Raw genomic sequence first — 26045 nt, 5'->3', positions numbered from 1 at the left:
CTTATGCTGATGGAGCGTTTTCCTTTACTTCTTTGAGTCCCTGGCGCACCCGGTTGATCAGGGTATACACCAACAACACGGCGATCACGGTGAATACACCGTTGATCCAGGCGGCGCTCAGCCAACCCAGTGCAATCGCAATGGCCAAGGTACCGAGCACAAAGGCGCGGTCGCTTTTGCCCATAGGCCCGTCATAGCGGCGTGAGGCGCCGACCATTGGCCCAAGCACGCCAGTGTACTCGCTGAACACCGCCAATAGCGCAACCAGCACCACAGCAAACGCGCTGACGCCTGGAACCAGTGCGAAAGGCAGGATCAGCGCACTGTCGGCAACGATGTCGCACAGTTCGTTGAGGTACGCCCCCAGGTGCGATTGCTGGCCGAACTCTCTGGCCAGCATACCGTCAATGGCGTTGAGGGCCATGCGCAGGATCATCCACAACGGAATCAGGATGAACAGCCAGGCATGTTGAGCAAACAGGGCGATCAGGCAGCCAAGCAGCACCGAGCAGGCACCTGCCAGCAAGGTGATCTGATTGGCGCTGATGTGGCGCGCGTGCAGGCGTTTGACCAGCGGTCGCAGGAGGTTCTGGAAGGCAGGTTTGAGTTGGTAGATGGACACCATCGGAGCAGGTCTCGACCGGTCAGGGAACAGGTTTAGGTCAGGATGGCGCCGGGCAAAGGCGCGGAGCGCTATCAGGGGCTGCAGTGTTACGCAAAAGTCACTGTAGTGGAAACCCCGGTAAGGCTACAGACTGCGAAGCAGACGGGGCCCGCGTAGTCCGAAGACTACGCGGGTGGGTGAGGCATTGTCTCAGTTCTTGAAGCTGGAATGCTTGCGCCCTTGGTCACAGAAGGCAAATACCACCACTAGCACTGCCGCCACCGCCAGGATCACTGCCACACCATCGGTAGAGTGGGTCGCGGAGCTGGCCACCAGGGCCAGGCCACCCAGTGGTGCCAGGCCACCGGCCACGGCAGTACCGATCTCGCGACCGGTACCGAAGCCTGAGGAACGGGTCTGGGTCGGGAACTGGCGGCTGAGGAACGAGCCCTGCGGGGCGAACATCATCGGCGCGAGGAGGCCGGTACCGATGGCGATTGCCAGGTAGATCATCGTCGGCTCGCCAGTGTTGAGCAGGGCCAGGAACGGATAGGCGAACAGTACCGAGAAAACCCCGCCGAGCATCAGCACAGTCTTGCTGCTCCACTTGTCGCACAGCCAGCCGAAGAACGGTACGGCGATAATCGCCACTAGGCTGGCGATGGTCACTGACAGCGAAGTGACATGGGCCTCAACGCCTTTGTACTGGGTCAGGTAGGCCAGGGAGAAGGTCTTGAAGATGTAGCTCAGGGCGTTGTAGCCGATGGCGACGAAGAACACCACGGCGAGACCCTTGAGGTCGTTTTTGAACAGCAGCTTGAGCGGTGACACCTGCGCTTTGCTCGGGGTTTTATCGAGCTCTTTGAAATCCGGGGTTTCCGGGATGCTCCTGCGCACCCACAGGCCGACGGCGACCAGCACGATGCTGCAGATGAAGGGGATGCGCCAGCCACCGGAGAGCAGGAACTCGTTGCCGTTCATGGTCAACAAGTACACGGTCAGCGACGACAGCAACAAGCCCAGGTTCAGTCCCAGTGCCGGCCAGGCACCCTGGCTGCCGCGCTTGCCTTCACTGGCATGCTCATAGGAGGTGACCGCTGCGGCGGAGAGCTCGGCACCGGCCCCCAGCCCCTGAATGACACGTACCAGAACGAGGATGATCGGTGCCCAGATGCCGATCGAGGCATAGCTGGGGATCAAGCCGATCAGGGTGGTGCACACACCCATCAGGCAGAAGGTGATGACCAGCACCTGTTTGCGCCCGAAACGGTCGCCCAGGTAGCCGAACAGAATGCCGCCGAAGGGCCGGGCGATAAAGCCGATGGCAAAGGTGGAAAAGGCCAGCAGCGAGGCCACGGCCGGATTGCTGGGGTCGAAGAACACCTTGGAGAAAACGATCGCCGCCATGGTGGCGTACAGGTAGAAGTCATACCACTCCAGCATCGAGCCGAAGATGGTGGCAGCCGCGACCTTGCGCAGGCGCTTTTTCTTCTGTTGTGGGGTTTCTGTCGCGGCCACAGCCGCCTCATGTACCGACATCGGAGGTTTCCTTTTTGTCTTTGTAGTTATGGTGTTCAGCAGGGTTTCAGCGGGTCTTGAAGATCCTGTCGGCGATCATCTGGCCGATCGGGATCGCCGAGGTGGCGGCCGGCGACGGGGCATTGCAGACATGCACCATGCGTGGCGTCTCGGCGAACAGGAAGTCGTGGACCAGGGTGCCGTCGCGCATCACCGCCTGGGCGCGGATCCCGGCTTCATAGGGCAGCAGGTCTTCGATGTTCAGTGATGGGCAATACTTGCGGCATTGCTCCAGGTAGCCGCCCTTGAACAGCGAGTTCTTCATTTCGGTGGTGCCGGAGCCGAGGTTGGCCCAGATGGTTTTCCAGAAGCCGGGGAAGCGTGCGTAATCAGCGACGTCGCGCCAGTTCACCGAGAACTTCTTGTAGTTCTCCCGGCCCAGACCCAGCACGGCGTTGGGCCCGACTGTTACGCTGCCGTCGATCATTCGCGTCAGGTGCACGCCGAGAAACGGCAGCTCAGGGTCGGGGATCGGGTAGATCAAGTGGTTGACGATGTCGTTCTTGCTGGCCGGCAGGCGGAAGTATTCACCGCGAAAGGGGATGATCTGATGATCAATCTTGACCCCGGCCAGTGCCGCCAGGCGATCCGACTGCAGACCGGCACAGGCCACCAGCTGACGGGCCTGCCAGACCTTGTCATCACTGCTGATGGTGACACTGTCGGCGCTCTCGACGATCGCGCGCACGCTGGTCGACAACTGTACCTCGCCACCCGCGGCCTGGATCACCCGGGCCATGGCCTGGCATACCTGCTTGTAGTCGACGATGCCGGTGGCATCGAGAAACAGCCCGCCGAGGCCGACGATGTTCGGCTCGCGGCGTTGCAGTTCGGTAGCGTCGAGGCGTTCGACTTTCAGGCCATTTTGCTGTGAACGCTCGTACAGGGCCTGCATGCGCTGAACCTCCAGCGGGGTAGAGGCCACCAGCAGTTTGCCGCAGACATCGAACCTGATCTTGTGCTCGGTGCAGAACGCCTTGGTCGCCTCGGCGCCGCGTTTGCACAGGTCGGCCTTGAGGCTGCCGGGGGCGTAGTAGATGCCCGCATGGATGACGCCACTGTTGTGACCGGTCTGGTGCCTGGCCAGGCTCGCTTCCTTTTCCAGGATCAGCAACGAGGCGCCTGGCTGGCGTTCAAGCAGCGCCATGGCGGTGGCGAGGCCGACGATGCCGCCGCCGATGATGCAGTAGTCGTAAATCATGCAGGTGTCACCTTGGCTTGTTCTTGTCAGAGAGTCTGCTTATCAGGTTGTCAGACTAAGTCGGTCAAACAAAAGGACGCTGTGCACCAGCGCCCGCTATTCATGGCAGTTCAAGGGTTCAATCGATGCTTGGTAAATCCAGTTTCAGGCGTTTGGCCGAGGCGCGCAGGTGGGCTTCGGCGCAGGCGGCGGCGGCATGCCGGTCGCCGTCGGCGATGGCCTGGTACAGCGCCTGGTGTTCGCGGTTGGCATCCGCCGAACCACCCACCGAGTGGGCGGCCGAGTTTTCCCAGGCGGTTTTGCGCGCGGCGGCCAGCTGGCCACGGAGAAAGTCGTGGAAGGCCACGAAATAATCGTTTTTGCTGGCGTCGGCGATGGCGCGGTGGAACTCGACATCGGCGGCGGCCGCAGCGGCAAAGTCACTACGCTTGTCGAGCATCTCCTGCAGGGCCTTGTTCATTCGCGCAAGGTCCGCAGCATCGCGGCGCTGGGCGGCAACCGAGGCAGCCTGGGTTTCGATCCACAGGCGCACTTCGAACATCTGCACCAGGTCCGGGCGCCGACCCTGGCCGGAAGGAAAGCGGAACACCGTGCCGGTCGGGGTTTGCGAAATGTATGAACCCAGGCCGCGGCGGGCGATCAACACACCATCGGCCTTGAGCTGGGCCACCGCCTCGCGCACAACCGAGCGGCTGACGTTCAGCTGTTCGGCCAGTTGCTGTTCGGTGGGCAGGCGCGATTCGGCCGCCAGGCGCCCGGAATCGATCTCTGCACGGATGGCACCGACGACGCGTTCAACCAGCGTATCGGGGCGCTGAAGCTCAAGCATGGGGTATTGCTCATTAATCAGGTTGTCAGACAATGCCTTCGGGAGGGTTTCTTGTCAAGAAACCGCAGTCGCGATCACAGCTCGCTGATGTAGGTGCCAGTGCCCTTGAGGATGTTCTGCAAGGTCTCTTCGACCTCGGCCAGATCAGTGCCATCGCTGCTCAGGATGATTTCCAGGTGATCGTCGCCACCGAGGGCGTCGGCATCCAGAGGTGCAACCTCGATCAGCAAGCTTGCTTTGCTCAGGGTCACCTTCAAGCCTTCGACCGGGGCGTAATGGTCGTCGAGGGTGATGTCCACACGCTCTTCGTCCGGGTAGCGGGTCATGAGGAACATCCGCCCCTTGTCGCTGTGGCAGCACAAGGTGGCCATGTTGTCTTCTTCATCATCGCAAGGGGTGGCGAAGAGCAGGGCGGTGGTCAGTTGCATGAGCGGCTCGATCAATAAGTTGAAACCCGATTCTGCCAGTCTTCGGTCCCTGGATAAACGTGCACCTGCACCTCAATGACCGAATATGTCGCAGCACCGCAAGCAGGGGCGGGCGGGCACTCGTTAAGCTGCGCTGTCGATGGTCACCCGTAAAGACACAGCTCTGCCTGGAGCAGTCGTTTTTGCAGATGCCCATCCGTGGAACGGGTGCATGTGACTTGTGAGTCATGATTTACACCTGTTCCGATGGTTTTTCCGTCCTCCTGCTACGGGTTGGCTATCGTTGATCCGTAGAGGGTGGAGGCGCGCGACGCTTCACTCCATAACAAAGCCCAGCGGAGTACCACAGATGGCGTTTTTCACCGCAGCCAGCAAAGCCGACTTCCAGCACCAACTGCAAGCGGCCCTGGCGCAGCACATCAGCGAACAGGCACTGCCACAAGTGGCGATGTTCGCCGAACAGTTCTTCGGCATCATTTCTCTAGACGAACTCACCCAGCGCCGCCTGTCGGACCTGGCCGGTTGCACCCTGTCGGCCTGGCGCATCATCGAACGCTTCGACCCAGCCCACCCTCAGGTTCACGTCTACAACCCCGATTACGAGCGTCATGGCTGGCAGTCGACCCACACCGCGGTCGAAGTACTGCACCATGACCTGCCCTTCCTGGTCGACTCGGTACGCACCGAGCTCAACCGCCGTGGTTACAGCATCCATACCCTGCAGACCACCGTACTGAGCGTGCGTCGCGGGGCCAAGGGCGAGCTGCTGGAAATCCTGCCCAAGGGCACTCAGGGCGAGGGTATTTCGCAAGAGTCGCTGATGTACCTGGAAATCGACCGCTGCGCCAACGCCGCCGAGCTCAATGTGCTGAGCCGCGAGCTGGAGCAAGTGCTGGCCGAGGTGCGCGTTGCGGTGGCCGATTTCGAGCCGATGAAAGCCAAGCTGCGCGAACTGCTGGCACTGGTCGAACAAACCGCCTATGCCCCGGCCCAGGCCGAGAAGGCCGAGGTCAAGGACTTCCTGGAATGGCTGGTGGGCAACCACTTCACTTTCCTCGGTTATGAAGAGTTCGTGGTCCGTGCCGATGCCCAGGGCGGTCAACTGGTGTATGACGAGCAGTCGTTCCTCGGTCTGACCCGCTTGTTGCGCGCAGGGCTCACCGCCGAAGACCTGCGTATCGAAGACTACGCGGTCAACTACCTCAACGAGCCGCTGCTGCTGTCCTTTGCCAAGGCCGCTTATCCGAGCCGTGTGCACCGTCCGGCCTACCCGGATTACGTCTCGATCCGCCAACTGGATGCCGACGGCAAGGTCATCAAGGAATGCCGTTTCATGGGCCTGTACACCTCCTCGGTGTATGGCGAGAGCGTGCGCAACATCCCCTATATCCGTGGCAAGGTGGCCGAAGTCGAGCGCCGCTCACACTTCGACCCTAAAGCCCACCTGGGTAAGGAACTGGCCCAGGTCCTCGAAGTACTGCCGCGTGACGACCTGTTCCAGACCCCGGTCGACGAGCTGTTCAGCACTGTCATGTCGATCGTGCAGATCCAGGAGCGCAACAAGATCCGCGTGTTCCTGCGCAAGGATCCGTACGGACGTTTCTGCTACTGCCTGGCCTATGTGCCGCGCGATATCTACTCCACCGAGGTACGGCAGAAGATCCAGCAGGTGCTGATGGATCGCCTGAAGGCCAGTGACTGCGAGTTCTGGACCTTCTTCTCCGAGTCGGTGCTGGCCCGCGTGCAGCTGATCCTGCGCGTCGATCCGAAAAACCGTATCGACATCGACCCGCAACAACTGGAAAACGAAGTCATCCAGGCCTGCCGTTCGTGGCAGGATGACTACGCCAGCCTGATTGTCGAAAGCTTCGGCGAAGCCCAGGGTACCAACGTTCTAGCCGACTTCCCGAAAGGCTTCCCGGCCGGCTACCGCGAGCGCTTCGCCGCCCATTCGGCAGTGGTCGACATGCAGCATCTGCTGACCCTGTCCGAGCGCAAACCGCTGGTCATGAGCTTCTACCAGCCGTTGACCCAGGCCGGCAAACAGCAGTTGCACTGCAAGCTGTACCACGCCGACACCCCGTTGGCGCTGTCGGACGTCCTGCCGATCCTGGAAAACCTCGGCCTGCGCGTGCTCGGCGAGTTCCCGTATCGCCTCAAGCATGCCAGCGGCCGTGAGTTCTGGATCCATGACTTTGCCTTCACCTACAGCGAAGGCCTGAACCTGGATATCCAGCAGCTCAACGACACCCTGCAGGATGCCTTCGTCCACATCGTCAATGGCGATGCGGAAAACGATGCCTTCAACCGCCTGGTACTGACCGCCGGTCTGCCATGGCGTGACGTGGCGCTGCTGCGGGCCTATGCCCGCTACCTCAAGCAGATCCGCCTGGGCTTCGACCTGGGTTACATCGCCAGCACCCTGAACAACCACACCGACATCGCCCGCGAGTTGACCCGGTTGTTCAAGACCCGCTTCTACCTGGCGCGCAAGCTCACCAGCGAAGACCTGGACGACAAGCAGCAACGTCTGGAGCAGGCCATCCTGACCGCTCTGGACGAAGTCCAGGTGCTCAACGAAGACCGCATCCTGCGTCGCTACCTGGACCTGATCAAGGCCACCCTGCGCACCAACTTCTACCAGACTGACGCCCACGGCCAGGTCAAGTCGTACTTCAGCTTCAAGTTCAATCCCAAGCTGATTCCCGAACTGCCCAAGCCAGTACCGAAGTTCGAGATTTTCGTCTACTCGCCGCGCGTCGAGGGCGTGCACCTGCGCTTCGGCAACGTCGCCCGCGGTGGTCTGCGCTGGTCGGACCGTGAAGAAGACTTCCGTACCGAAGTGCTGGGCCTGGTAAAAGCCCAGCAGGTGAAGAACTCGGTGATCGTGCCGGTCGGGGCCAAGGGTGGCTTCCTGCCGCGCCGCTTGCCGCTGGGCGGCAGCCGCGACGATATCCAGGCTGAAGGCATCGCCTGCTACCGGATCTTCATTTCCGGGCTGCTGGATATCACCGACAACCTCAAGGACGGCGCCCTGGTGCCGCCGGCCAACGTTGTGCGTCACGACGATGACGACCCGTACCTGGTAGTGGCAGCCGACAAAGGCACCGCGACCTTCTCCGACATCGCCAACGGCATTGCCATCGACTACGGCTTCTGGCTCGGCGATGCGTTCGCCTCTGGTGGCTCGGCCGGTTACGACCACAAGAAAATGGGTATCACTGCCCGTGGCGCCTGGGTCGGCGTGCAGCGTCACTTCCGTGAACGCGGCATCAACGTCCAGGAAGACCCGATCACCGTGGTCGGTGTCGGTGACATGGCCGGCGACGTGTTTGGCAACGGCTTGCTGATGTCCGAGAAGCTGCAGCTGGTCGCTGCTTTCAACCACCTGCACATCTTCATCGACCCGAATCCGGAGCCAGCCAGCAGCTTTGCCGAGCGCAAGCGTCTGTTCGACCTGCCGCGTTCAGCCTGGAGCGACTACGACACCAGCATCATGTCTGAAGGGGGCGGAATCTTCCCGCGCAGCGCGAAAAGCATCGCCATTACCCCGCAGATGAAAGAGCGCTTCGCCATCGAAGCCGACAAGCTGACCCCGACCGAGCTGCTCAACGCCTTGCTCAAAGCGCCGGTGGACCTGCTGTGGAACGGCGGTATCGGTACCTACGTCAAGTCCAGCGAAGAAAGCCACGCCGATGTTGGCGACAAGGCCAACGACGCCCTGCGTGTCGACGGTAACGAGCTGCGCTGCAAGGTGGTGGGCGAGGGCGGTAACCTCGGCATGACCCAGTTGGGTCGTGTCGAATTCGGCCTCAACGGCGGCGCCACCAACACCGACTTTATCGACAACGCCGGTGGTGTGGACTGCTCTGACCACGAGGTCAACATCAAGATCCTGCTCAACGAAGTGGTGCAGGCCGGTGATATGACCGAGAAGCAGCGTAACCAGCTGCTGGGCAGCATGACCGAGGAAGTTTCCGGGCTGGTGCTGGGCAACAACTACAAGCAGACCCAGGCGCTGTCCCTGGCGGCGCGTCGGGCTCGCGAACGCATCGCCGAGTACAAGCGGTTGATGGCTGACCTGGAAAGCCGTGGCAAGCTGGATCGGGCCATCGAATTCCTGCCAACCGAAGAACAGCTGGCCGAGCGCCTGGCTGCCGGCCAGGGCCTGACTCGCGCCGAACTGTCGGTGCTGATCTCCTACAGCAAGATCGACCTCAAGGAACAGCTGCTCAAGTCGCGGGTGCCGGATGACGACTACCTGACGCGCGACATGGAAACCGCGTTCCCACCATCACTGGTGAGCAAATTCGCCGAGGCCATGCGTCGCCATCGCCTGAAACGCGAAATCGTCAGCACCCAGATCGCCAACGATCTGGTCAACAACATGGGCATTACCTTCGTTCAGCGCCTGAAAGAGTCCACCGGCATGAGCCCGGCGAACGTCGCCGGTGCTTACGTGATCGTGCGGGATATCTTCCACCTGCCGCACTGGTTCCGTCAGATCGAAGCGCTGGACTACCAGGTGCCCGCGGAAATCCAGCTGACCCTGATGGACGAGTTGATGCGTCTGGGCCGCCGCGCTACACGCTGGTTCCTGCGTAGCCGTCGTAACGAGCAGGACGCCGGGCGTGACGTCGCGCACTTCGGGCCGAAGATCGCCGCGTTGGGGCTGAAGCTTGATGAGCTGCTGGAAGGGCCGACCCGTGAGCGCTGGATGACCCGTTACCAGGGCTTCGTCGAGGCCGGTGTACCGGAGCTGCTGGCGCGTATGGTGGCCGGTACCACGCATTTGTACACGCTGTTGCCGATTATCGAAGCGTCCGACGTCACCGGCCAGGACCCGGCTGAAGTGGCCAAGGCCTTCTTCGCGGTGGGCAGTGCGCTGGACCTCACCTGGTACCTGCAGGAAATCAGCAACCTGTCGGTGGAAAACAACTGGCAGGCCCTGGCCCGCGAGTCGTTCCGCGATGATATCGACCTGCAGCAGCGGGCAATCACCATCTCGGTCCTGCAGATGGCTGATGCGCCGGAAGACATGGATGCCCGGGTTGCCCTGTGGCTGGGGCAGCACCGTGTGATGGTCGTGCGCTGGCGCGCCATGCTTGACGAGCTGCGTGCCGCGACCGGTACTGATTACGCCATGTATGCGGTGGCCAACCGCGAGCTGGTGGATCTGGCCATGAGCGGACAGGCGGCGGTGGTGCCGTCCTGAGTCTGAGCTGAAATGAAAAAGCCCCGGCATCTGCCGGGGCTTTTTTTCGTCTGCTGGGGCCTCATCGCCGGCAAGGCCGGCTCCTACAGGAGCTTCATGCACCGTTCCATTGTAGGAACCGGCCTTGCCGGCGATGAAGCCGATGAAGCCGATGAAGCCGATGAAGCCGATGAAGCTTACTTGAAACGTCGCTCCACACCTTTCTCGACCAGAATCTTCGCCGCAATCTCTTCCACCGAGAAATGCGTGGAATTGATGTGGGCAATGTTCTCGCGGCGGAACAGGTTCTCCACCTCGCGCACTTCGAACTCGCACTGGGCGAAGCTGGCATAGCGGCTGTTGGGCTTGCGCTCATGACGAATGGCGGTCAGCCGGTCCGGGTCGATGGTCAGGCCGAACAGCTTGTGCTGGTGGTTTTTCAAGGCCTGGGGCAGTTGCAGGCGTTCCATGTCGTCTTCGGTCAGCGGGTAGTTGGCCGCGCGGATGCCGAATTGCATGGCCATGTACAGACAGGTCGGGGTTTTGCCGCAGCGCGAAACGCCCACCAGGATCAGGTCGGCCTTGTCGTAGTAGTGAGTGCGGGCGCCATCATCGTTGTCCAGGGCGAAGTTGACCGCCTCGATGCGCTCCATGTAGTTGGAGTTGCCGCCGATGGAGTGGGATTTGCCCACCGAATAGGACGAATGCGCGGTCAGTTCCTGCTCCAGCGGGGCCAGGAAGGTCGAGAAAATGTCGATCATGAAACCATTGGAGGTGGCCAGGACCTCGCGTATATCCTGATTGACGATGGTATCGAAGATGATCGGACGGACACCGTCCTTTTCTGCGGCGCTGTTGATTTGCTGTACCATGGCCCGCGCTTTTTCCACGCTGTCGATGTACGGGCGTGTGTATTTATTGAACGGAATGGTATCGAATTGCGCCAGAAGACTCTGTCCCAGCGTCTCGGCAGTGATACCGGTGCCGTCGGAAATAAAGAAAGCAGATCGTTTCATTTGCGCCTTGGGCCTTAAGCTGGTGAGAATTCTTGGATATGATAGGTTCGGTTTACCGAACATCGTGTTCGGCATTCTCACTTATTTTCCGGGTCCAGGCCACAAGCGCCCGGCCAAGCCAGAGCTGGCAGGCGGGCGACCTGAGCTTTTCCAACACAGTTAGTGGAGAGATCACCTTGGTAGAGTACGTAGTTTCCCTCGATAAGCTCGGCGTCCATGATGTGGAGCATGTGGGGGGCAAGAACGCATCCCTCGGCGAGATGATCAGTAACCTCGCGGGTGCCGGTGTATCGGTCCCCGGCGGCTTTGCCACTACGGCTCAGGCGTACCGTGATTTTCTCGAGCAGAGTGGGCTCAACGCCCAGATCCACGCCGCGCTCGACGCGCTGGATGTCGATGACGTCAATGCCCTGGCCCGCACCGGTGCACAGATCCGCCAGTGGATCATGGAAGCCGAGTTCCCCGAGCGCCTGAACACTGAAATCCGCGCCGCCTTTGCTGAAATGTCCCAGGGCAACCCGAACATGGCCGTCGCCGTACGTTCCTCGGCCACCGCCGAAGACCTGCCAGACGCTTCGTTCGCCGGTCAGCAGGAAACCTTCCTGAACATCCGTGGCGTCGACAACGTCATCCGCGCCGCCAAGGAAGTGTTCGCTTCGCTGTTCAATGACCGCGCCATTTCCTACCGCGTGCACCAGGGTTTCGACCACAAGCTGGTGGCCCTGTCGGCAGGCGTGCAGCGCATGGTGCGTTCGGAAACCGGCACCGCCGGCGTGATGTTCACCCTCGACACCGAATCGGGCTTCCGTGATGTAGTGTTCATCACTGGCGCCTACGGCCTGGGTGAAACCGTTGTTCAGGGCGCGGTCAACCCGGATGAATTTTATGTCCACAAAGGCACGCTGGAAGCCGGTCGCCCGGCCATCCTGCGTCGCAACCTGGGCAGCAAGGCCATCAAGATGGTCTACGGCGAAGAAGCCAAGGCCGGTCGTTCGGTCAAGACCGTTGATGTCGACAAAGCCGACCGCGCCCGTTTCTGCCTGAGCGACGCCGAGGTCAGCGAGCTGGCCAAACAGGCCATGATCATCGAGAAGCACTACAAGTGCCCGATGGACATCGAGTGGGCCAAAGACGGCGATGACGGCAAGCTGTACATCGTTCAGGCCCGCCCTGAAACCGTGAAGAGCCGTTCCCAAGCTAACGTCATGGAGCGTTACCTGCTCAAGGAAACCGGCACCGTGCTGGTTGAAGGCCGTGCCATTGGCCAGCGCATCGGCGCCGGCAAGGTGCGGATCATCAAAGACGTGTCGGAGATGGACAAGGTCCAGGCTGGCGACGTGCTGGTATCCGACATGACCGACCCGGATTGGGAACCGGTAATGAAGCGCGCCAGCGCCATCGTCACCAACCGCGGCGGGCGTACCTGCCACGCGGCGATCATCGCCCGTGAACTGGGTATTCCGGCAGTGGTCGGTTGCGGCAACGCCACCCAGTTGCTCAAAGATGGCCAGGGTGTGACCGTTTCCTGCGCCGAAGGCGACACCGGTTTGATCTTCGAAGGCGAGCTGGGCTTTGACGTTCGCCAGAACTCTGTCGATGCCATGCCTGATCTGCCGTTCAAGATCATGATGAACGTCGGTAACCCTGATCGCGCGTTCGATTTTGCCCAGCTGCCCAACGCCGGTGTCGGCCTGGCACGTCTGGAGTTCATCATCAACCGCATGATCGGCGTGCACCCCAAGGCACTGCTGAACTACGCCGGCCTGCCGGCCGAGTTGAAAGAAAGCGTCGACAAGCGCATCGCCGGTTACAACGATCCGGTCGGCTTCTACGTTGAAAAACTGGTCGAAGGCATCAGTACCCTGGCTGCGGCGTTCTGGCCGAAGAAGGTCATCGTGCGTCTGTCGGACTTCAAGTCCAACGAATACGCCAACCTGATCGGCGGCAAACTCTACGAGCCGGAAGAAGAAAACCCGATGCTGGGCTTCCGTGGCGCCTCGCGTTACATCAGCGAAACCTTCCGTGACTGCTTCGAGCTGGAGTGCCGCGCACTCAAGCGCGTGCGCAACGAAATGGGCCTGACCAACGTCGAGATCATGGTGCCGTTCGTACGTACCCTGGGTGAAGCCAGCCAGGTCGTCGACCTGCTTGCTGAAAACGGCCTGGCTCGCGGCGACAACGGTCTGCGCGTGATCATGATGTGCGAGCTGCCGTCCAACGCCATCCTCGCCGAAGAGTTCCTCGAGTACTTCGACGGCTTCTCCATCGGTTCCAATGACCTGACCCAGCTGACCCTGGGCCTGGACCGCGACTCGGGGATCATTGCTCACCTGTTCGACGAGCGTAACCCTGCGGTCAAGAAGCTGCTGGCCAACGCCATTCAGGCTTGTAACAAGGCTGGCAAGTACATCGGCATCTGTGGCCAGGGCCCATCCGACCACCCGGACCTGGCCAAGTGGCTGATGGAGCAGGGCATCGAAAGCGTCTCGCTGAACCCGGATTCGGTACTCGAAACCTGGTTCTTCCTGGCCGAAGGTCAGGCTGCGAACTGAGGCGTTGAACCGGAACCTTCACCCGGCCTTCGCTGGCCGGTGAAGGTTTCGACCGTATTCCAGGGCGTGTTCCAGTGATGGTACCCGCCCTTTTTCGTGCAAGAAACCTATGCAAAGCAGCAGTTCTCTATTTCCCGTGGCCTTGCTCAGTGCCGAACGTCGCGGTGATCTGAGCGAAGACGTCTACCGGATCAAAGCCGGTAACAGCCCGGATCGCACCGTTGAGTTGGCGGTCACCCGCCTCGGTCTGGCTGACCAGGCCGAGGTGCGCGGCGCCCCGGTGATTTTGCTGCACGGCAGCTTTTCCAATCGGCGCTTTTGGTATTCGCCCCGGGGTGTTGGCCTGGGGGCGTATCTGGCGCGCGCCGGTTTTGATGTGTGGATTCCGGAAATGCGCGGTCACGGCCTGTCGCCGCGCAACCACGCTTATCGACACAACCGTGTCGCCGACTATGCCCGTTACGATTTGCCGGTCATCGCCGCCTTTGTCAGCGAGCAGTGCGGCCGTGCCGCGCACTGGATCGGCCACTCCCTGGGCGGTACCACTCTGGCCGCCGCGCTCGGCGGTCAGTACCTGGCGCCCGAGCAGGTGGCCAGCGCGGCGTTTTTTGGTACCCAGGTCAGCCGCACCTACTGGCCGTTGAAACTACCGCCAGTGGAGTGGGGCGGGCGCCTGTTGCTCAAGCGCTTCGGGCAGATTTCCGGCGCGCGGCTCAAACGTGGCCCGGAGGACGAGCCGATCGGCCTGGCCCTGGAAAGCATGCGCTGGTTCGGGCTGTTCGGCCGTTTCGGCGACAAGGATCGCGACTGGTGGGCCGGGCTGGCTGAGGTCGATGTGCCGGTGTTGGCGGTAGCCGCTGCAGGCGACCATCAGGACCCGGTGTGGGCCTGTCGCAAGCTGTTTGAACAGCTGGGTTGCGAGCACAAGCAATTCGTTCGCCTGGGGCGCGAGGAGGGCTTCGACAACTTCGGGCACATCGATATGCTGGTCAGCAAGCCGGCGCAGGCACAGGTATGGCCGCTGGTCGAACGCTGGCTGCACGACCCTTTGACTGCTTTGCTCAATGATACTGCGCAGCAGGTGACCGGATTGGCGCCGACGTGTAGCCTTGAGCCTGAAGCGTGATCGCTGGGCCTCGTTAACTGATTGAAACTGTGACATCCCTTTGTCTTGGCAACCGACAGGAGCTTCCCATGCATTATCTCACCCCCGATCTGTGCGACGCCTACCCGGAACTGGTACAGGTGCTGGAGCCGATGTTCAGCAACTTCGGTGGCCGCGATTCCTTCGGTGGTGAGATCGTCACCATCAAGTGCTTCGAGGACAACTCGCTGGTCAAGGAGCAGGTTGACCTGGATGGCAAGGGCAAAGTTCTGGTGGTCGACGGTGGCGGTTCGCTGCGTCGGGCGCTGCTGGGCGACATGCTTGCCGAGAAGGCCGCGAAGAACCACTGGGAAGGCCTGGTGATCTACGGCTGCGTGCGTGACGTCGATGTCCTGGCGCAGACTGACGTTGGCGTGCAGGCCTTGGCCAGCCACCCGATGAAGACCGACAAGCGCGGCATCGGTGATCTCAACGTGGTGGTGACCTTTGCCGGGGTGACATTCCGTCCGGGCGAGTACATCTACGCTGACAACAATGGTGTGATTGTCTCGCCAAGTCCGCTTAAAATGCCGGAGTAAGCACTGAAGCCGCGAAGTGGAGCAGGAATGTTCGAGGAAGAAAACGCGCAGTGGGGGCTGGTGCATGCCCTGGTGCTCGATGGTAAAGGCGGTGCGCGTTCGATTGCTCGAACTGAACTGGACGACCTGCAGCTGCAGCCAGAGCAGAGCCTCTGGCTGCATTGGGATCGCAGTCATCCCCAGACCCGGACCTGGCTGCGCCGCGACAGTGGCCTGAGCGAATTCGTCTGCGACCTGCTCCTCGAAGAAAATACCCGCCCACGCCTGCTGGCCTTGCCGCAAGAGCAGATGCTGCTGTTTCTGCGCGGGGTCAACCTCAATCCGGGCGCAGAGCCCGAAGACATGGTTTCGGTACGCATCTTCGCCCAGGCGCAGCGGGTAATTTCCCTGCGCTTGCGGCCATTGCGCGCCAGTGACGAACTGTTGCAGCAACTGGCCGAAGGCCGTGGCCCGAAGACCGCCTCTGAGCTGTTGCTGAGCATGGCGCAGTTACTGACCGAGAAGGTTCAGGCGCTGGTCAGCGACCTCTCGGAGGTGGTCGACCTTGAGGAAGAAAAGCTCGAAGCCGACCAGCGGTATGCACCGGAACAGGTTGCCTTGCAGCAGATTCGCCGTCGCGCCGCCGGCCTGCGCCGTTTTCTCGCGCCGCAGCGCGAGTTATACGCGCAATTGGCGCGCAACAAGTGGAGCTGGTTCGCCGAAGACGATGCCGATTACTGGAACGAGCTGAACAACAGCCTGATCCGCTACCTTGAGGAGCTGGAGCTGACCCGTGAGCGGGCTGCCCTGGTGCTGGAAAGCGAAGACCGTCGGCGTGCCGAACGGATGAACCGGACCATGTACCGCTTTGGCATCATCACCTGCATCTTTCTGCCCATGAGTTTTGTCACCGGGCTGCTGGGCATCAACGTCGGCGGCATTCCGGGGTCTGAAAGCCCCTATGGTTTTCTCTTCGCCAGCTTGCTGGTACTGGCGCTGGCGTTGGGGCAGTGGTGGTTGTTCCGCCGGCTGCGCTGGGTGTGATCCGGTGCATTTGCTGAACAATCAGTCATTAACTGTCTACCCGGTTCATGTGACCCGCGCCGAGGCGACCTCGTCTTTGACAGATATTGCGCGAGGTGCCCATGCACGATCCGTTTGAAGAATCCCTGCGAGACCTGCTCAAGGCATCACCGTCCGGGCGCGAGCGCGACGACGATGCCTGCCTTGGGCGTGTCCTGAAAACCGCCAACCGTCAGGTGGGTGCGGGCGATCTGTTCAGCCTGCTTGGCCGCTGGAGCCAGGCGTTGATGATTGCCGTGAACAATGGTTCGGCGCATGTAGCGCCGGTCCGCCGTAACGCTACCGCTCGTAAAGCTGATAAGGCCGATTGAATATGGAACTTAATCTCTGGACCCAGAGCTTGCTCACCGCGATGACCGCGCTGTGGACCAAAGTGGCGAACTTCATCCCCAATCTGTTTGGCGCCCTGGTTGTGGTGCTGCTCGGTTTTGTCGTGGCCAAGCTGCTCGACACCTTGCTCTCCAAACTGTTGGCCAAGCTCGGTCTGGACCGCCTGATGGGCGGCACCGGCCTGACCAAGATGCTGGATCGGGTCGGTATCCAGGTGCCGATCTCGACGTTGATCGGCAAGATCGTTTACTGGTTCGTGTTGTTGATCTTCCTGGTCTCGGCCGCTGAATCCCTTGGTCTTGAACGCGTTTCGGCAACGCTGGACATGCTGGCGCTGTACCTGCCGAAGGTGTTTGGGGCGGCACTGGTGCTACTGGCGGGCGTGCTGCTGGCGCAGTTGGTCAACGGCCTGGTGCGCGGCGCCGCCGAAGGCATCGGCCTGGAGTACGCCGCCGGTGTCGGTCGTATCGCCCAGGGCCTGGTGATCATCATCAGTATTTCAGTGGCAATCAGCCAGCTTGAGGTCAAGACCGATCTGCTCAACCACGTAATCGTCATTGGATTGATTACCGTTGGTCTGGCCGTTGCCTTGGCAATGGGCCTGGGCAGTCGCGAAATTGCCGGGCAGATTCTGGCTGGAATCTATGTGCGAGAGCTTTATCAAGTAGGCCAACACGTGCAGGTTGGAGAGGTCGAAGGGCAGATCGAGGAGATCGGGACGGTCAAGACGACCCTGCTGACCGATGACGGCGAGCTGGTCTCGTTGTCCAACCGGATTCTTCTCGAGCAGCGAGTCAATAGCCGCTAACCGGGTAATCCTGCTAATGTATGCCGCCGCAAAATTACCCCAGGCAGGGGTAAGCGGCGACATTGACCTGACTGTCGGCCAGATTCGTTTTGAATAAAGTTCACTCGCTGCCCATGCGTTACGACCCCCGCGAGCTCACTGATGAGGAGTTGGTGGCGCGTTCGCATGTGGAGCTGTTTCATGTTACTCGCGCGTATGAGGAGCTCATGCGGCGTTACCAGCGGACTCTTTTTAACGTGTGTGCACGTTATCTGGGGAACGATCGGGATGCTGATGATGTCTGTCAGGAGGTGATGCTCAAGGTGCTCTATGGCCTGAAGAACTTCGAGGGTAAATCGAAGTTCAAGACCTGGCTCTACAGCATCACCTATAACGAGTGCATCACCCAGTACCGCAAGGAGCGGCGCAAGCGTCGACTGATGGATGCCTTGAGTCTTGATCCACTTGAGGAAGCCTCGGAAGAGAAGGCGCCGAAACCGGAAGAAAAGGGTGGACTGGATAAATGGCTAGTGCATGTAAATCCTATTGACCGGGAAATTTTGGTGCTACGATTTGTCGCAGAGCTGGAATTTCAGGAAATCGCAGATATCATGCATATGGGCCTGAGCGCAACGAAAATGCGCTACAAACGTGCGCTAGACAAGCTACGTGAGAAATTTGCGGGCCTTGCTGAAACTTAGTGGCGCGCAAATATCTCTAACGTACCGGCAAGTTCTGCTAAACTTGTCGTCGAGTTGTCCCCCGGATGTTGGTGGGACTGCTTAACTATCACCAGATGGGGAATTAACGGATGAAATTGAAAAACACCTTGGGCTTGGCCATTGGTTCTCTTGTAGCCGTAACTTCGCTTGGCGCTCTGGCACAAGGCCAAGGCGCGGTTGAGATCGAAGGTAACGTTACCAAGCAGTACTACGATACCGAGCGCAATTTTCAGAATGACGGCACCAACCCTGGTGTTCGCCTCGGTTACTTCCTGACCGACGACCTGTCGCTGGATCTGGGTTACAACGAAACTCACAACGTTCGTGGCGATGTCTTCAACAAGGACATCAAAGGTTCCAAAGCCAAGCTCGACGCTACCTACCACCTGGGTACCGTAGGCGACGCAGTGCGTCCTTACGTTTCCGCTGGTTTCGCGCACGAGAGCATCGGTCAGGCTGCCAACAACGGTCGTGACCACTCCACCTTCGCCAACCTGGGCGCCGGTGCCAAGTGGTACATCACCGACATGTTCTTCGCCCGTGCCGGCGTTGAAGCCATGTACAACATCGACAACGGCAACACCGAGTGGGGTCCAACCGTCGGTCTGGGTCTGAACTTCGGTGGTAGCGGTGGCGCTGCTCCAGCTCCGGCTCCAGTTGCTGAAGTCTGCTCCGACAGCGACAACGACGGCGTTTGCGACAACGTCGACAAGTGCCCTGACACCCCAGCCAACGTTACCGTTGACGCTGACGGCTGCCCGGCTGTTGCCGAAGTCGTACGTGTTGAGCTGGACGTCAAGTTCGACTTCGACAAGTCGGTCGTCAAGCAGAACAGCTACGGTGACATCAAAAACCTGGCTGACTTCATGAAGCAGTACCCACAGACCACCACCACTGTTGAAGGTCACACTGACTCCGTCGGTCCTGACGCTTACAACCAGAAGCTGTCTGAGCGTCGTGCAAGCGCCGTTAAGCAAGTTCTGACCAACGAGTACGGTGTTGAGTCGAGCCGCGTTGAATCGGTTGGCTACGGTGAAACCCGTCCGGTTGCTGACAACGCCACCGACGCTGGTCGCGCTGTTAACCGTCGCGTAGAAGCACAAGTAGAAGCCCAAGCCAAGTAATTGGTAAGCGCTTCACGGAAAAGCCCGGCCTAGGCCGGGCTTTTCTTTACTCGCGATTCAGGCTGGTATCTGCAGCAGGGTACTGCCTGACGCTTCTCGGGCCGCCACTTCGCCAATCACCAGGATCGCCGGGCTGCACAGCTTGAAGTGCGCAGCGTCCGCGCATAGCTGCATCAAGGTGCTGCGCTGTTCGCGCTGTTGGGGTAGGGACGCATTCTCGATCATCGCCACCGGCGTGTCGGCTGCCAGGCCAGCTGCCAGCAGTCCTTGCTGGACCTCGCCGAGTTTGCTCACGCCCATGTACACCACCAGGGTGGTGCCCCCCTGGGCGAGCGCCTGCCAGTTCAGCGGGCTGTCATCCTGGGTGTGCGCGGTGACCAGGGTCACGCCCCGGCTCACGCCGCGCAAGGTCAGGGAAATGCCGCATTGGGTTGCCCCGGCAAGACCGGCGGTAATGCCATTGACCAGTTCGGTTTCGATACCTTGAGCCTGCAGCCAGGCGGCTTCTTCGCCACCGCGTCCGAAGATGCACGGGTCACCGCCCTTGAGTCGGGCCACACAACGGCCCTGGCGTGCATAACGCAGCATCAGGCGCTGGATGAAGGCCTGAGGTGTGGAGCGGCAGCCGCCACGTTTGCCAACGGCAACCACGCGTGCCTGAGGGCAGTGGGCGAGGATCAGCGGGTTGACCAGGTCGTCGATCAGTACCACATCGGCTTCAGCCAGGGCACGCACAGCCTTGAGGGTCAGCAGCTCCGGGTCGCCGGGCCCCGCACCAATCAGCCAGACTTTCGCATTCATCGGGTATTCCTCATCGGCAAAGGACGCCGTCAGCCTTTTAGCAGGCAGAACAGCAGGATCAGGTTGAGTAACAAAGACAGCAGCGCCAGGCTGCGCCAGACCTTCAGTGGCTCGCGTTCGAGCAGAGGCCGCGGGCGTACGCTCAGGTGCTGGCGTTCGCCTTGTTCGAGCAGCAACAGCCATTGCTCGGCGGTTTCAAAACGTTGTTGCGGGTCGGCGAGCAACGCCTGGGTCAGGTTATGTTCCAGCCACTCGGGCAGGTCTGGACGGTAGCGCGCAGCGCTGGTGGGCTGGATAAAACGTGGGCGCTGGAACGCTTCGATTTCGCCATAGGGGTAGTGACCGGTCAGCAGATAGAACAGCGTTACGCCGACGCTATACAAGTCCTGCCGGGCGCTGGGTGGCTCGCCGCCGAACGCTTCCGGGGCAATGAACGACGGGGTGCCGGGGAGTTCATGGGCGCGGTCTTCAGAGAGTCCTGGGCAGAAGGCCAGGCCGAAGTCCAGCAGGCGCAGCTGGCCATCGTCACCCAGGTGCAGGTTCTGCGGTTTGATATCGCGATGGAGGATGTTGCGCCGGTGCAGCATACCCACGGCCTGCAGCAGTTGCTGGGCAAGCGCTTGCCAATCCACCAGCGGCAAAGGGCCGGTACGGGCGAACAATTGCTCAAGGGTCTGACCCGGGTATTCACGCATCAGGTAATACAGGTGCTGGCGTTGGCTGGCTGGGTGCACTTCGGGGAAGAAGCGCCCGGCAACCCGGCGCAGGAACCATTCTTCGAGCAGCAGGCTTTGCAGTGCGCCAGGTTCATCCTTGCGCTGCTCGGGCAGGGTTTTCAGCAACCAGGCGTGTTGCTGGTTGTCGTGAACCCGATATAGCAGGGACTGCCGGCTCTGGCTGAGGGGCTGCTCGATCGTCCAGCCATCGATCGATTGACCGCTACGCAGGGGGGCAGGCAGCGGCCATTGCTGCAATTGCGCCAGGGAATCGCCAAGGTTGCTCGCGCCCAACTGATCGATCCGCACCAGCAATGCGCTGGCGTTGTCCTGGCTGCCGCTGTGATGGGCCGAGCTGACCAGCGTTTGCGCTGCATCCTGCAAATCAATCTGTTCACGCAATACCGCCCTGATCTGTGATTCGCTGAGGCTGGCCCAGACGCCATCGCTGAGCAGGACGAAGCATTCACCCGCGTGCAGGTCGCCTTCGAGGTAGTCGACCTGCAGGTGCTGATCCAGGCCCAGGGCGCGCTTTAGCACATGCTGCATGCCGGGCTGATCCCAGACGTGATCCTCGCTGATGCGCTGCAGTTGACCGGCGGCCCAGCGATAGATACGGCAGTCGCCGACATGTGCCAGGGTGAAGCGCCGGCCGCGCAACACCAGGGCGCTGAGGGTGGTCAGTAGGGGCTGGCCACCGCCATTGGCGCGCAGCCAGCGATTCTGTGCCAGCAACAGGCGGTCGAGGGCCTGGGCCACGCCCCAGGTTGGCGGTGTGGCGTAATAGTCCAGAGCTAGCGCCTGCAGGCTTGTCCGCGCGGCCAGGCCGCCGTCGGCGCACTGGCTGACGCCGTCGGCGAGGGCGAACAGATAGCCTTTGCTGGCGGCCAGTTCCGGGTTGGGCGTGACCAGGCGCAAGGCATCCTGGTTCTCTTCTCTAGGCCCGGTGGCGCTGGCGTGGGCGAAGCTCAGTTGCAGGCTCATGGCGCTGCCTCAGACCCGCGCTGCAGTGACGGCAGCCGAGCCCCAGGTGGTGCGCCAGCGTTGTTTGACGCCGTGCAGGCCGAACCAGGCCAGCACGCCGAGGCTGGCGAACAGCCAGAGCCCCAGTTGATAGTCACCGCTGTGCTGTTTGATCGCGCCAAGGCCGGCGGCCAGGAGGAAACCGCCGATACCACCGGCCATGCCGATCAGGCCTGTCATCACCCCGATTTCCTGGCGAAAGCGCTGCGGTACCAGCTGGAACACTGCGCCGTTGCCTGCGCCAAGGCCGAGCATGGCGCTGACGAACAAAGCCAGTGCCGCCACCGAACTGGGCAGATTGAAACCGACTGCGGCAATGCAGAGGGCGGCTACGGTGTACATCGCCAGCAGGGTACGGATCCCCCCAAAGCGATCCGCCAGGGCGCCACCCAGAGGGCGCATCAGGCTGCCGGCAAAGACGCAGGCGGCGGTGTAGTAGCCGGCAGTGACCGGGCTCAGGCCGTACTGGTCGTTGAAGTAGCCGGGCAGGGCGCTGGCCAGGCCGATGAAGCCACCAAAGGTGACGCTGTAGAAGAACATGAACCACCAGCTGTCGCGATCACCCAGGGCTTTGAGGTAGTCGGCCATGGCCTTGGGCTTGGGCCTTTGTGGGGCGTTGCGCGCGAGCAGGGCGAACAGCACCAGGGTCAGCACTAGCGGTACCACGGCAAAGCCGAAAACAGTGTTCCAGCCAAAACTGGCGGCCAGGACCGGCGCCAGCAGTGCGGCGAACACGGTGCCGGAGTTACCCGCGCCGGCAATGCCCATGGCCTTGCCCTGGTGCTGGGCCGGGTACCACTGCGAGGCCAGTGGCAGAGAGACGGCAAAGGAGGCGCCGGCGACGCCGAGGAACACCCCCAGCAGCAACGCCTGCTCATAGCTGTGTATGCCCAGGTTCCAGGCGCAGAACAAGGCGATGATGACGATCACCTGGCCAATCAGGCCGGCGGTTTTCGGTGACAGGCGGTCTACCAGGATGCCCATCACGAAGCGCAGGATGGCGCCGGCCAGAATCGGTGTGGCCACCATCAGGCCGCGCTGCTGGGTGGTCAGTTGCAGGTCGGTGGCAATTTGCACCGCCAGGGGGCCGAGCAGGTACCAGACCATAAAGCTCAGGTCGAAATACAAAAAGGCGGCGAACAGCGTGGGAACATGCCCGGACTTCCAGAAACTCGTATTCATCGAACACCTCGTTGAACGTTGCACTGCAGGTCGCGCCCTCAAGGGGCAGAAACGCAAAAGACGCCGCCTCCCGGCCCGCTGCTGCGAGGGGGATGCGACGTCTTTGTCGTGAAGGGGCAACCGCCGTTGGCTACCTGTGCGAATAGCATTTGCAAAAGCCAGGCCAGGGTAGCGTCAGCCGAGCAAGTCGCTCATGGCGATGATCTGTTCGGCCACCTGGATCAACTTCTGCTGCTTGCTCATGGCCTGGCGACGCATCAGGGTGTAAGCCTGTTCTTCATTGCAGTCCTTCATTTTCATCAGCAGCCCCTTGGCCAGCTCGATACGTTTGCGCTCGGCCAGTTGCTGGTCGCGGGCTTGCAGCTGGGCCTTGAGCGCCTGGTCGCTCTCGAAGCGGGCCATGGCCACGTCGAGGATCGGCTGCAGCCGCGCCGCATGGATGCCTTCGACGATGTAAGCGCTGACCCCGGCCTGGATCGCCTGGCGCATCACGCTCGGGTCGTGCTCGTCGGTAAACATGACAATTGGCCGTGGCCGGTCGCGACTGACCAGGATCACTTGCTCCATCACATCCCGGCCCGGTGACTCAGTATCGATCAGCACCACATCTGGTCGCACCGTTTCGACGCGTGCCGGCAGGTCGATGGTCAGCCCTGACTCTTCGATAACTTCAAAGCCGGCTTCAACCAGTGCGGCTTTCAGGCGCCCGACTTTCTTTTCGGTGTCGTCGATCAACAGGATTCGCAGCATCATGGCCTCCCCTGATCAGCGGCGGGCGAGGGCGGCGGGCGTTTGCGCCAGCGCGTGCAGGGCAAAGCTGCGGGCGTAGCTGGCGGGGTCGCTGCCATCCCAATAGCTGCCATCGATCAACTGGCTTCGGCGCATGTTCTGCTCACTGCAAGGCACGCCGATGGCGCTGGCGGCGTCGCGGTACAGCGCCAGTTGTTGCACCTGGCGCGCCACGCCCAGGTAGTCGGGATCTTCGCGCAGCAGGCCCCAGCGGCGGAATTGGGTCATGAACCACATGCCGTCGGACAGGTAGGGCAGGTTGGCCCGGCCGTTGTCATGCAGGCGCAAGGCATGTGGGTCGTGCCAGTGATTGCCAAGGCCGTCGTGGTAGTCGCCGAGCAAGCGCGGTTCGATACTGTTCAAGGGCGTGTCCAGGTAGGCCTGGCCGCTCAGCAGCTGGGCTGTGCTACGACGGTTTTCCGGGCTTTGCTCGATGAAGCGGCTGGCGGCCAGAATCGCTTTGACCAGCGCTCTGGCGGTATTGGGGTACTGCTCAACAAAAGCGCGGGTACAGCCGAGGACTTTCTCAGGGTGATCAGGCCAGATCGATTGACTGGTAGCCAAGGTGATCCCCTGGCCCTGCTCGACGGCGTCGGCCGACCAGGGTTCGCCGACACAGAAGCCGTCAATGCGCCCGGCTTGCAGATGAGCAAGCATCTGCGCCGGCGGTACCACAACGCTGTTGACGTCATGCAGTGGGTGGATGCCCTGGCTGGCCAGCCAGTAATACAGCCACATGGCGTGAGTACCGGTCGGAAAGGTCTGGGCAAAGGTGAGTTTTGTCCTGCTTTGGTGCACGAAACGCTCCAGTGCCTCGGGACGGGTCACGCTCTGACGCTGCAGCGGCGCCGACAGATTGATGCCTTGGCCATTCTGGTTGAGCCCCATCAGCACCGCCATGTCTGTGGCTCCGGTGCCGCCAATGCCCAGGTGCACGGCATAAATCAGCCCATACAGACTATGGGCGGCATCCAGCTCGCCGCTGACCAGTTTGTCGCGCAAGCCAGCCCAGGAGCTCTGGCGCTTGAGGTTCAGGCTCAGGCCATAGGGTTGGGCAAAGCCCTGGGTCGCGGCAACCACTACTGAGGCGCAGTCGCTCAGGGCCATGAAGCCGATGTTCAGACTGTGCTTTTCCGGCGCATCGCTGCCGTTGACCCAGGCCAGTGGAGTGGTGGGGGTATCGTTGTTCACAGTATCGCGCCTGTATCGAAGGTCAGGCCGTGCCGCTTGCGTGGCCGGTGTCAAGAGTCAACAAAGCAACGCATATGCCAAGGCGGCGCTGTCCCCCGGACGATGCCATCTATATAATCGCCCCCTCACTCACGTCGAGCTAAGCCCGCCCATGTATACCCTGGCCCGCCAGCTGCTGTTCAAGCTCTCCCCGGAGACCTCCCATGACCTGTCCCTGGACCTGATCGGCGCCGGTGGCCGCCTGGGCCTGAACGGGTTGCTGACCAAGGCCCCGGCCGCTTTGCCGGTGACGGTCATGGGCCTGGAGTTCGCCAACCCGGTGGGGCTGGCGGCAGGTTTGGACAAGAACGGTGCCGCCATCGACGGTTTTGCCCAGCTGGGCTTCGGTTTTGTCGAGATCGGCACGGTCACACCCCGTCCGCAGCCAGGTAACCCCAAGCCGCGCCTGTTCCGCTTGCCACAAGCCGAGGCGATCATCAACCGTATGGGCTTCAACAACCTGGGTGTCGATAACTTGCTGAACCGCGTGCAGGCGGCGAAGTATCGCGGCGTGCTGGGCATCAACATCGGCAAGAATTTCGATACCCCGGTCGAACGCGCGGTAGACGACTACCTGATCTGTCTGGACAAGGTCTACAACCACGCCAGCTACATTACCGTCAACGTCAGTTCGCCCAACACCCCAGGCCTGCGTAGCCTGCAGTTCGGCGACTCGCTCAAGCAATTGCTCGATGCCCTGGCCGAGCGCCGCGGGCAACTGGCTGCGCAGTATGGCAAGCACGTACCGTTGGCGATCAAGATTGCCCCGGACATGAGCGATGAAGAAACCGCGTTGGTGGCAGCGGCGCTGGTCGAGTCAGGCATGGATGCGGTGATTGCCACCAACACCACGCTGGGCCGCGAGGGTGTCGAAGGCTTGCCCCATGGCGACGAGGCCGGTGGCCTGTCGGGCGCGCCGGTACTGGAAAAGAGCACGCATATCGTCAAGGTGCTGGCAGGTGAACTGGGCGCAAAGTTGCCGATCATTGCCGCCGGTGGCATCACTGAGGGCAAGCATGCGGCACAGAAGATCGCTGCCGGTGCCAGCCTGGTGCAGATCTATTCGGGGTTCATCTACAAGGGGCCTGCGCTGATCCGCGAAGCCGTGGACGCTATCGCTGCCATGCCGCGCTGAACTGCAGGCATAAAAAAGGGCCCCTTAAAGGGGCCCCTGGGCCTTAGCCCGCCGCCCGG

General features: G+C 61.4%; 21 protein-coding genes. 10 read left to right on the top strand and 11 right to left on the bottom strand.

Features of this window, described 5'->3' with window-relative positions; all coding sequences use genetic code 11:
- Position 1 precedes the first annotated feature (1 nt).
- The 5 genes from C6382_RS02480 to C6382_RS02460 form a co-directional block, all read right to left on the bottom strand.
- Positions 2 to 625, bottom strand: coding sequence for a CDP-alcohol phosphatidyltransferase family protein (locus tag C6382_RS02480; RefSeq protein WP_107022947.1), 624 nt, complete (start codon positions 623 to 625; stop codon positions 2 to 4).
- Positions 626 to 814: 189 nt separating this feature from the next.
- On the bottom strand, positions 815 to 2143 hold the full coding sequence (locus C6382_RS02475; protein ID WP_107022946.1) for an MFS transporter: 1329 nt from the start codon (positions 2141 to 2143) through the stop codon (positions 815 to 817).
- Positions 2144 to 2189: 46 nt separating this feature from the next.
- Positions 2190 to 3383 (bottom strand): L-2-hydroxyglutarate oxidase, encoded by a 1194-nt coding sequence (lhgO, locus tag C6382_RS02470; protein ID WP_107022945.1) that lies wholly within the window; start codon positions 3381 to 3383, stop codon positions 2190 to 2192.
- 118 nt (positions 3384 to 3501) lie between these two features.
- Positions 3502 to 4212, bottom strand: a complete 711-nt coding sequence (locus C6382_RS02465) for a FadR/GntR family transcriptional regulator (protein WP_107022944.1) — start codon at positions 4210 to 4212, stop codon at positions 3502 to 3504.
- 74 nt (positions 4213 to 4286) lie between these two features.
- Positions 4287 to 4640 carry a hypothetical protein gene (locus C6382_RS02460; protein ID WP_107022943.1) on the bottom strand — a complete coding sequence of 118 codons (354 nt, stop codon included), beginning with the start codon at positions 4638 to 4640 and terminating at the stop codon, positions 4287 to 4289.
- 349 nt (positions 4641 to 4989) lie between these two features.
- On the opposite strand from C6382_RS02460, the gene C6382_RS02455 reads away from it, so the two are divergent.
- Positions 4990 to 9855 carry an NAD-glutamate dehydrogenase gene (locus C6382_RS02455; protein ID WP_107022942.1) on the top strand — a complete coding sequence of 1622 codons (4866 nt, stop codon included), beginning with the start codon at positions 4990 to 4992 and terminating at the stop codon, positions 9853 to 9855.
- Positions 9856 to 10031: 176 nt separating this feature from the next.
- Here C6382_RS02455 and C6382_RS02450 read toward each other — a convergent pair whose 3' ends face one another.
- The gene (locus tag C6382_RS02450) at positions 10032 to 10850 is read right to left on the bottom strand and encodes a pyruvate, water dikinase regulatory protein (RefSeq protein WP_107022941.1); all 819 of its coding nucleotides are present in this window, start codon (positions 10848 to 10850) and stop codon (positions 10032 to 10034) included.
- A 176-nt stretch (positions 10851 to 11026) separates the two neighbouring features.
- Here C6382_RS02450 and ppsA point away from each other — a divergent pair, with 176 nt between their 5' ends.
- The 8 genes from ppsA to C6382_RS02410 all read left to right on the top strand — a co-directional run bounded on the left by ppsA (position 11027) and on the right by C6382_RS02410 (position 19110).
- Positions 11027 to 13402: a phosphoenolpyruvate synthase gene (ppsA, locus tag C6382_RS02445; protein WP_107022940.1), complete on the top strand. Its 2376-nt coding sequence runs from the start codon at positions 11027 to 11029 to the stop codon at positions 13400 to 13402.
- 109 nt (positions 13403 to 13511) lie between these two features.
- Complete coding sequence (locus C6382_RS02440) at positions 13512 to 14528, top strand: alpha/beta fold hydrolase (protein WP_107022939.1); 1017 nt, start codon at positions 13512 to 13514, stop codon at positions 14526 to 14528.
- Positions 14529 to 14596: 68 nt separating this feature from the next.
- The gene (gene rraA / locus C6382_RS02435; protein ID WP_107022938.1) at positions 14597 to 15085 is read left to right on the top strand and encodes a ribonuclease E activity regulator RraA; all 489 of its coding nucleotides are present in this window, start codon (positions 14597 to 14599) and stop codon (positions 15083 to 15085) included.
- Positions 15086 to 15112: 27 nt separating this feature from the next.
- Positions 15113 to 16108 (top strand): zinc transporter ZntB, encoded by a 996-nt coding sequence (locus C6382_RS02430; protein WP_107022937.1) that lies wholly within the window; start codon positions 15113 to 15115, stop codon positions 16106 to 16108.
- Between the two features lie 95 nt (positions 16109 to 16203).
- Positions 16204 to 16458, top strand: coding sequence for a CrfX protein (locus tag C6382_RS02425; RefSeq protein ID WP_371261983.1), 255 nt, complete (start codon positions 16204 to 16206; stop codon positions 16456 to 16458).
- Positions 16459 to 16460: 2 nt separating this feature from the next.
- Complete coding sequence (locus tag C6382_RS02420) at positions 16461 to 17285, top strand: mechanosensitive ion channel domain-containing protein (RefSeq protein WP_107022936.1); 825 nt, start codon at positions 16461 to 16463, stop codon at positions 17283 to 17285.
- 113 nt (positions 17286 to 17398) lie between these two features.
- Positions 17399 to 17965 carry an RNA polymerase sigma factor SigX gene (sigX, locus tag C6382_RS02415; RefSeq protein WP_107022935.1) on the top strand — a complete coding sequence of 189 codons (567 nt, stop codon included), beginning with the start codon at positions 17399 to 17401 and terminating at the stop codon, positions 17963 to 17965.
- Between the two features lie 110 nt (positions 17966 to 18075).
- Positions 18076 to 19110: an OmpA family protein gene (locus tag C6382_RS02410; RefSeq protein ID WP_107022934.1), complete on the top strand. Its 1035-nt coding sequence runs from the start codon at positions 18076 to 18078 to the stop codon at positions 19108 to 19110.
- A 57-nt stretch (positions 19111 to 19167) separates the two neighbouring features.
- Here the strand turns inward: C6382_RS02410 and cobA are convergent, their stop codons facing one another.
- The 5 genes from cobA to C6382_RS02385 all read right to left on the bottom strand — a co-directional run bounded on the left by cobA (position 19168) and on the right by C6382_RS02385 (position 24812).
- On the bottom strand, positions 19168 to 19911 hold the full coding sequence (gene cobA / locus C6382_RS02405; protein ID WP_107022933.1) for a uroporphyrinogen-III C-methyltransferase: 744 nt from the start codon (positions 19909 to 19911) through the stop codon (positions 19168 to 19170).
- A gap of 29 nt (positions 19912 to 19940) precedes the next feature.
- Positions 19941 to 21611 (bottom strand): bifunctional protein-serine/threonine kinase/phosphatase, encoded by a 1671-nt coding sequence (locus C6382_RS02400; protein WP_107022932.1) that lies wholly within the window; start codon positions 21609 to 21611, stop codon positions 19941 to 19943.
- A gap of 9 nt (positions 21612 to 21620) precedes the next feature.
- Positions 21621 to 22832 carry a NarK/NasA family nitrate transporter gene (locus C6382_RS02395; protein WP_107022931.1) on the bottom strand — a complete coding sequence of 404 codons (1212 nt, stop codon included), beginning with the start codon at positions 22830 to 22832 and terminating at the stop codon, positions 21621 to 21623.
- 174 nt (positions 22833 to 23006) lie between these two features.
- Positions 23007 to 23582 carry an ANTAR domain-containing response regulator gene (locus tag C6382_RS02390; protein WP_107023022.1) on the bottom strand — a complete coding sequence of 192 codons (576 nt, stop codon included), beginning with the start codon at positions 23580 to 23582 and terminating at the stop codon, positions 23007 to 23009.
- 15 nt (positions 23583 to 23597) lie between these two features.
- Positions 23598 to 24812 (bottom strand): CmpA/NrtA family ABC transporter substrate-binding protein, encoded by a 1215-nt coding sequence (locus tag C6382_RS02385; RefSeq protein ID WP_107022930.1) that lies wholly within the window; start codon positions 24810 to 24812, stop codon positions 23598 to 23600.
- 151 nt (positions 24813 to 24963) lie between these two features.
- Here C6382_RS02385 and C6382_RS02380 point away from each other — a divergent pair, with 151 nt between their 5' ends.
- Entirely contained in the window at positions 24964 to 25986 is a 1023-nt protein-coding gene (locus C6382_RS02380) for a quinone-dependent dihydroorotate dehydrogenase (protein ID WP_107022929.1), read from the top strand.
- Positions 25987 to 26045 lie beyond the last annotated feature (59 nt).

This window comes from Pseudomonas sp. BBP2017 (genome assembly GCF_003024385.1).
Classification (GTDB): Bacteria; Pseudomonadota; Gammaproteobacteria; order Pseudomonadales; family Pseudomonadaceae; genus Aquipseudomonas.
The sequence above is the reverse complement of the archived record's forward strand: the minus strand, read 5'-3'. Positions and strand labels throughout refer to the sequence as shown.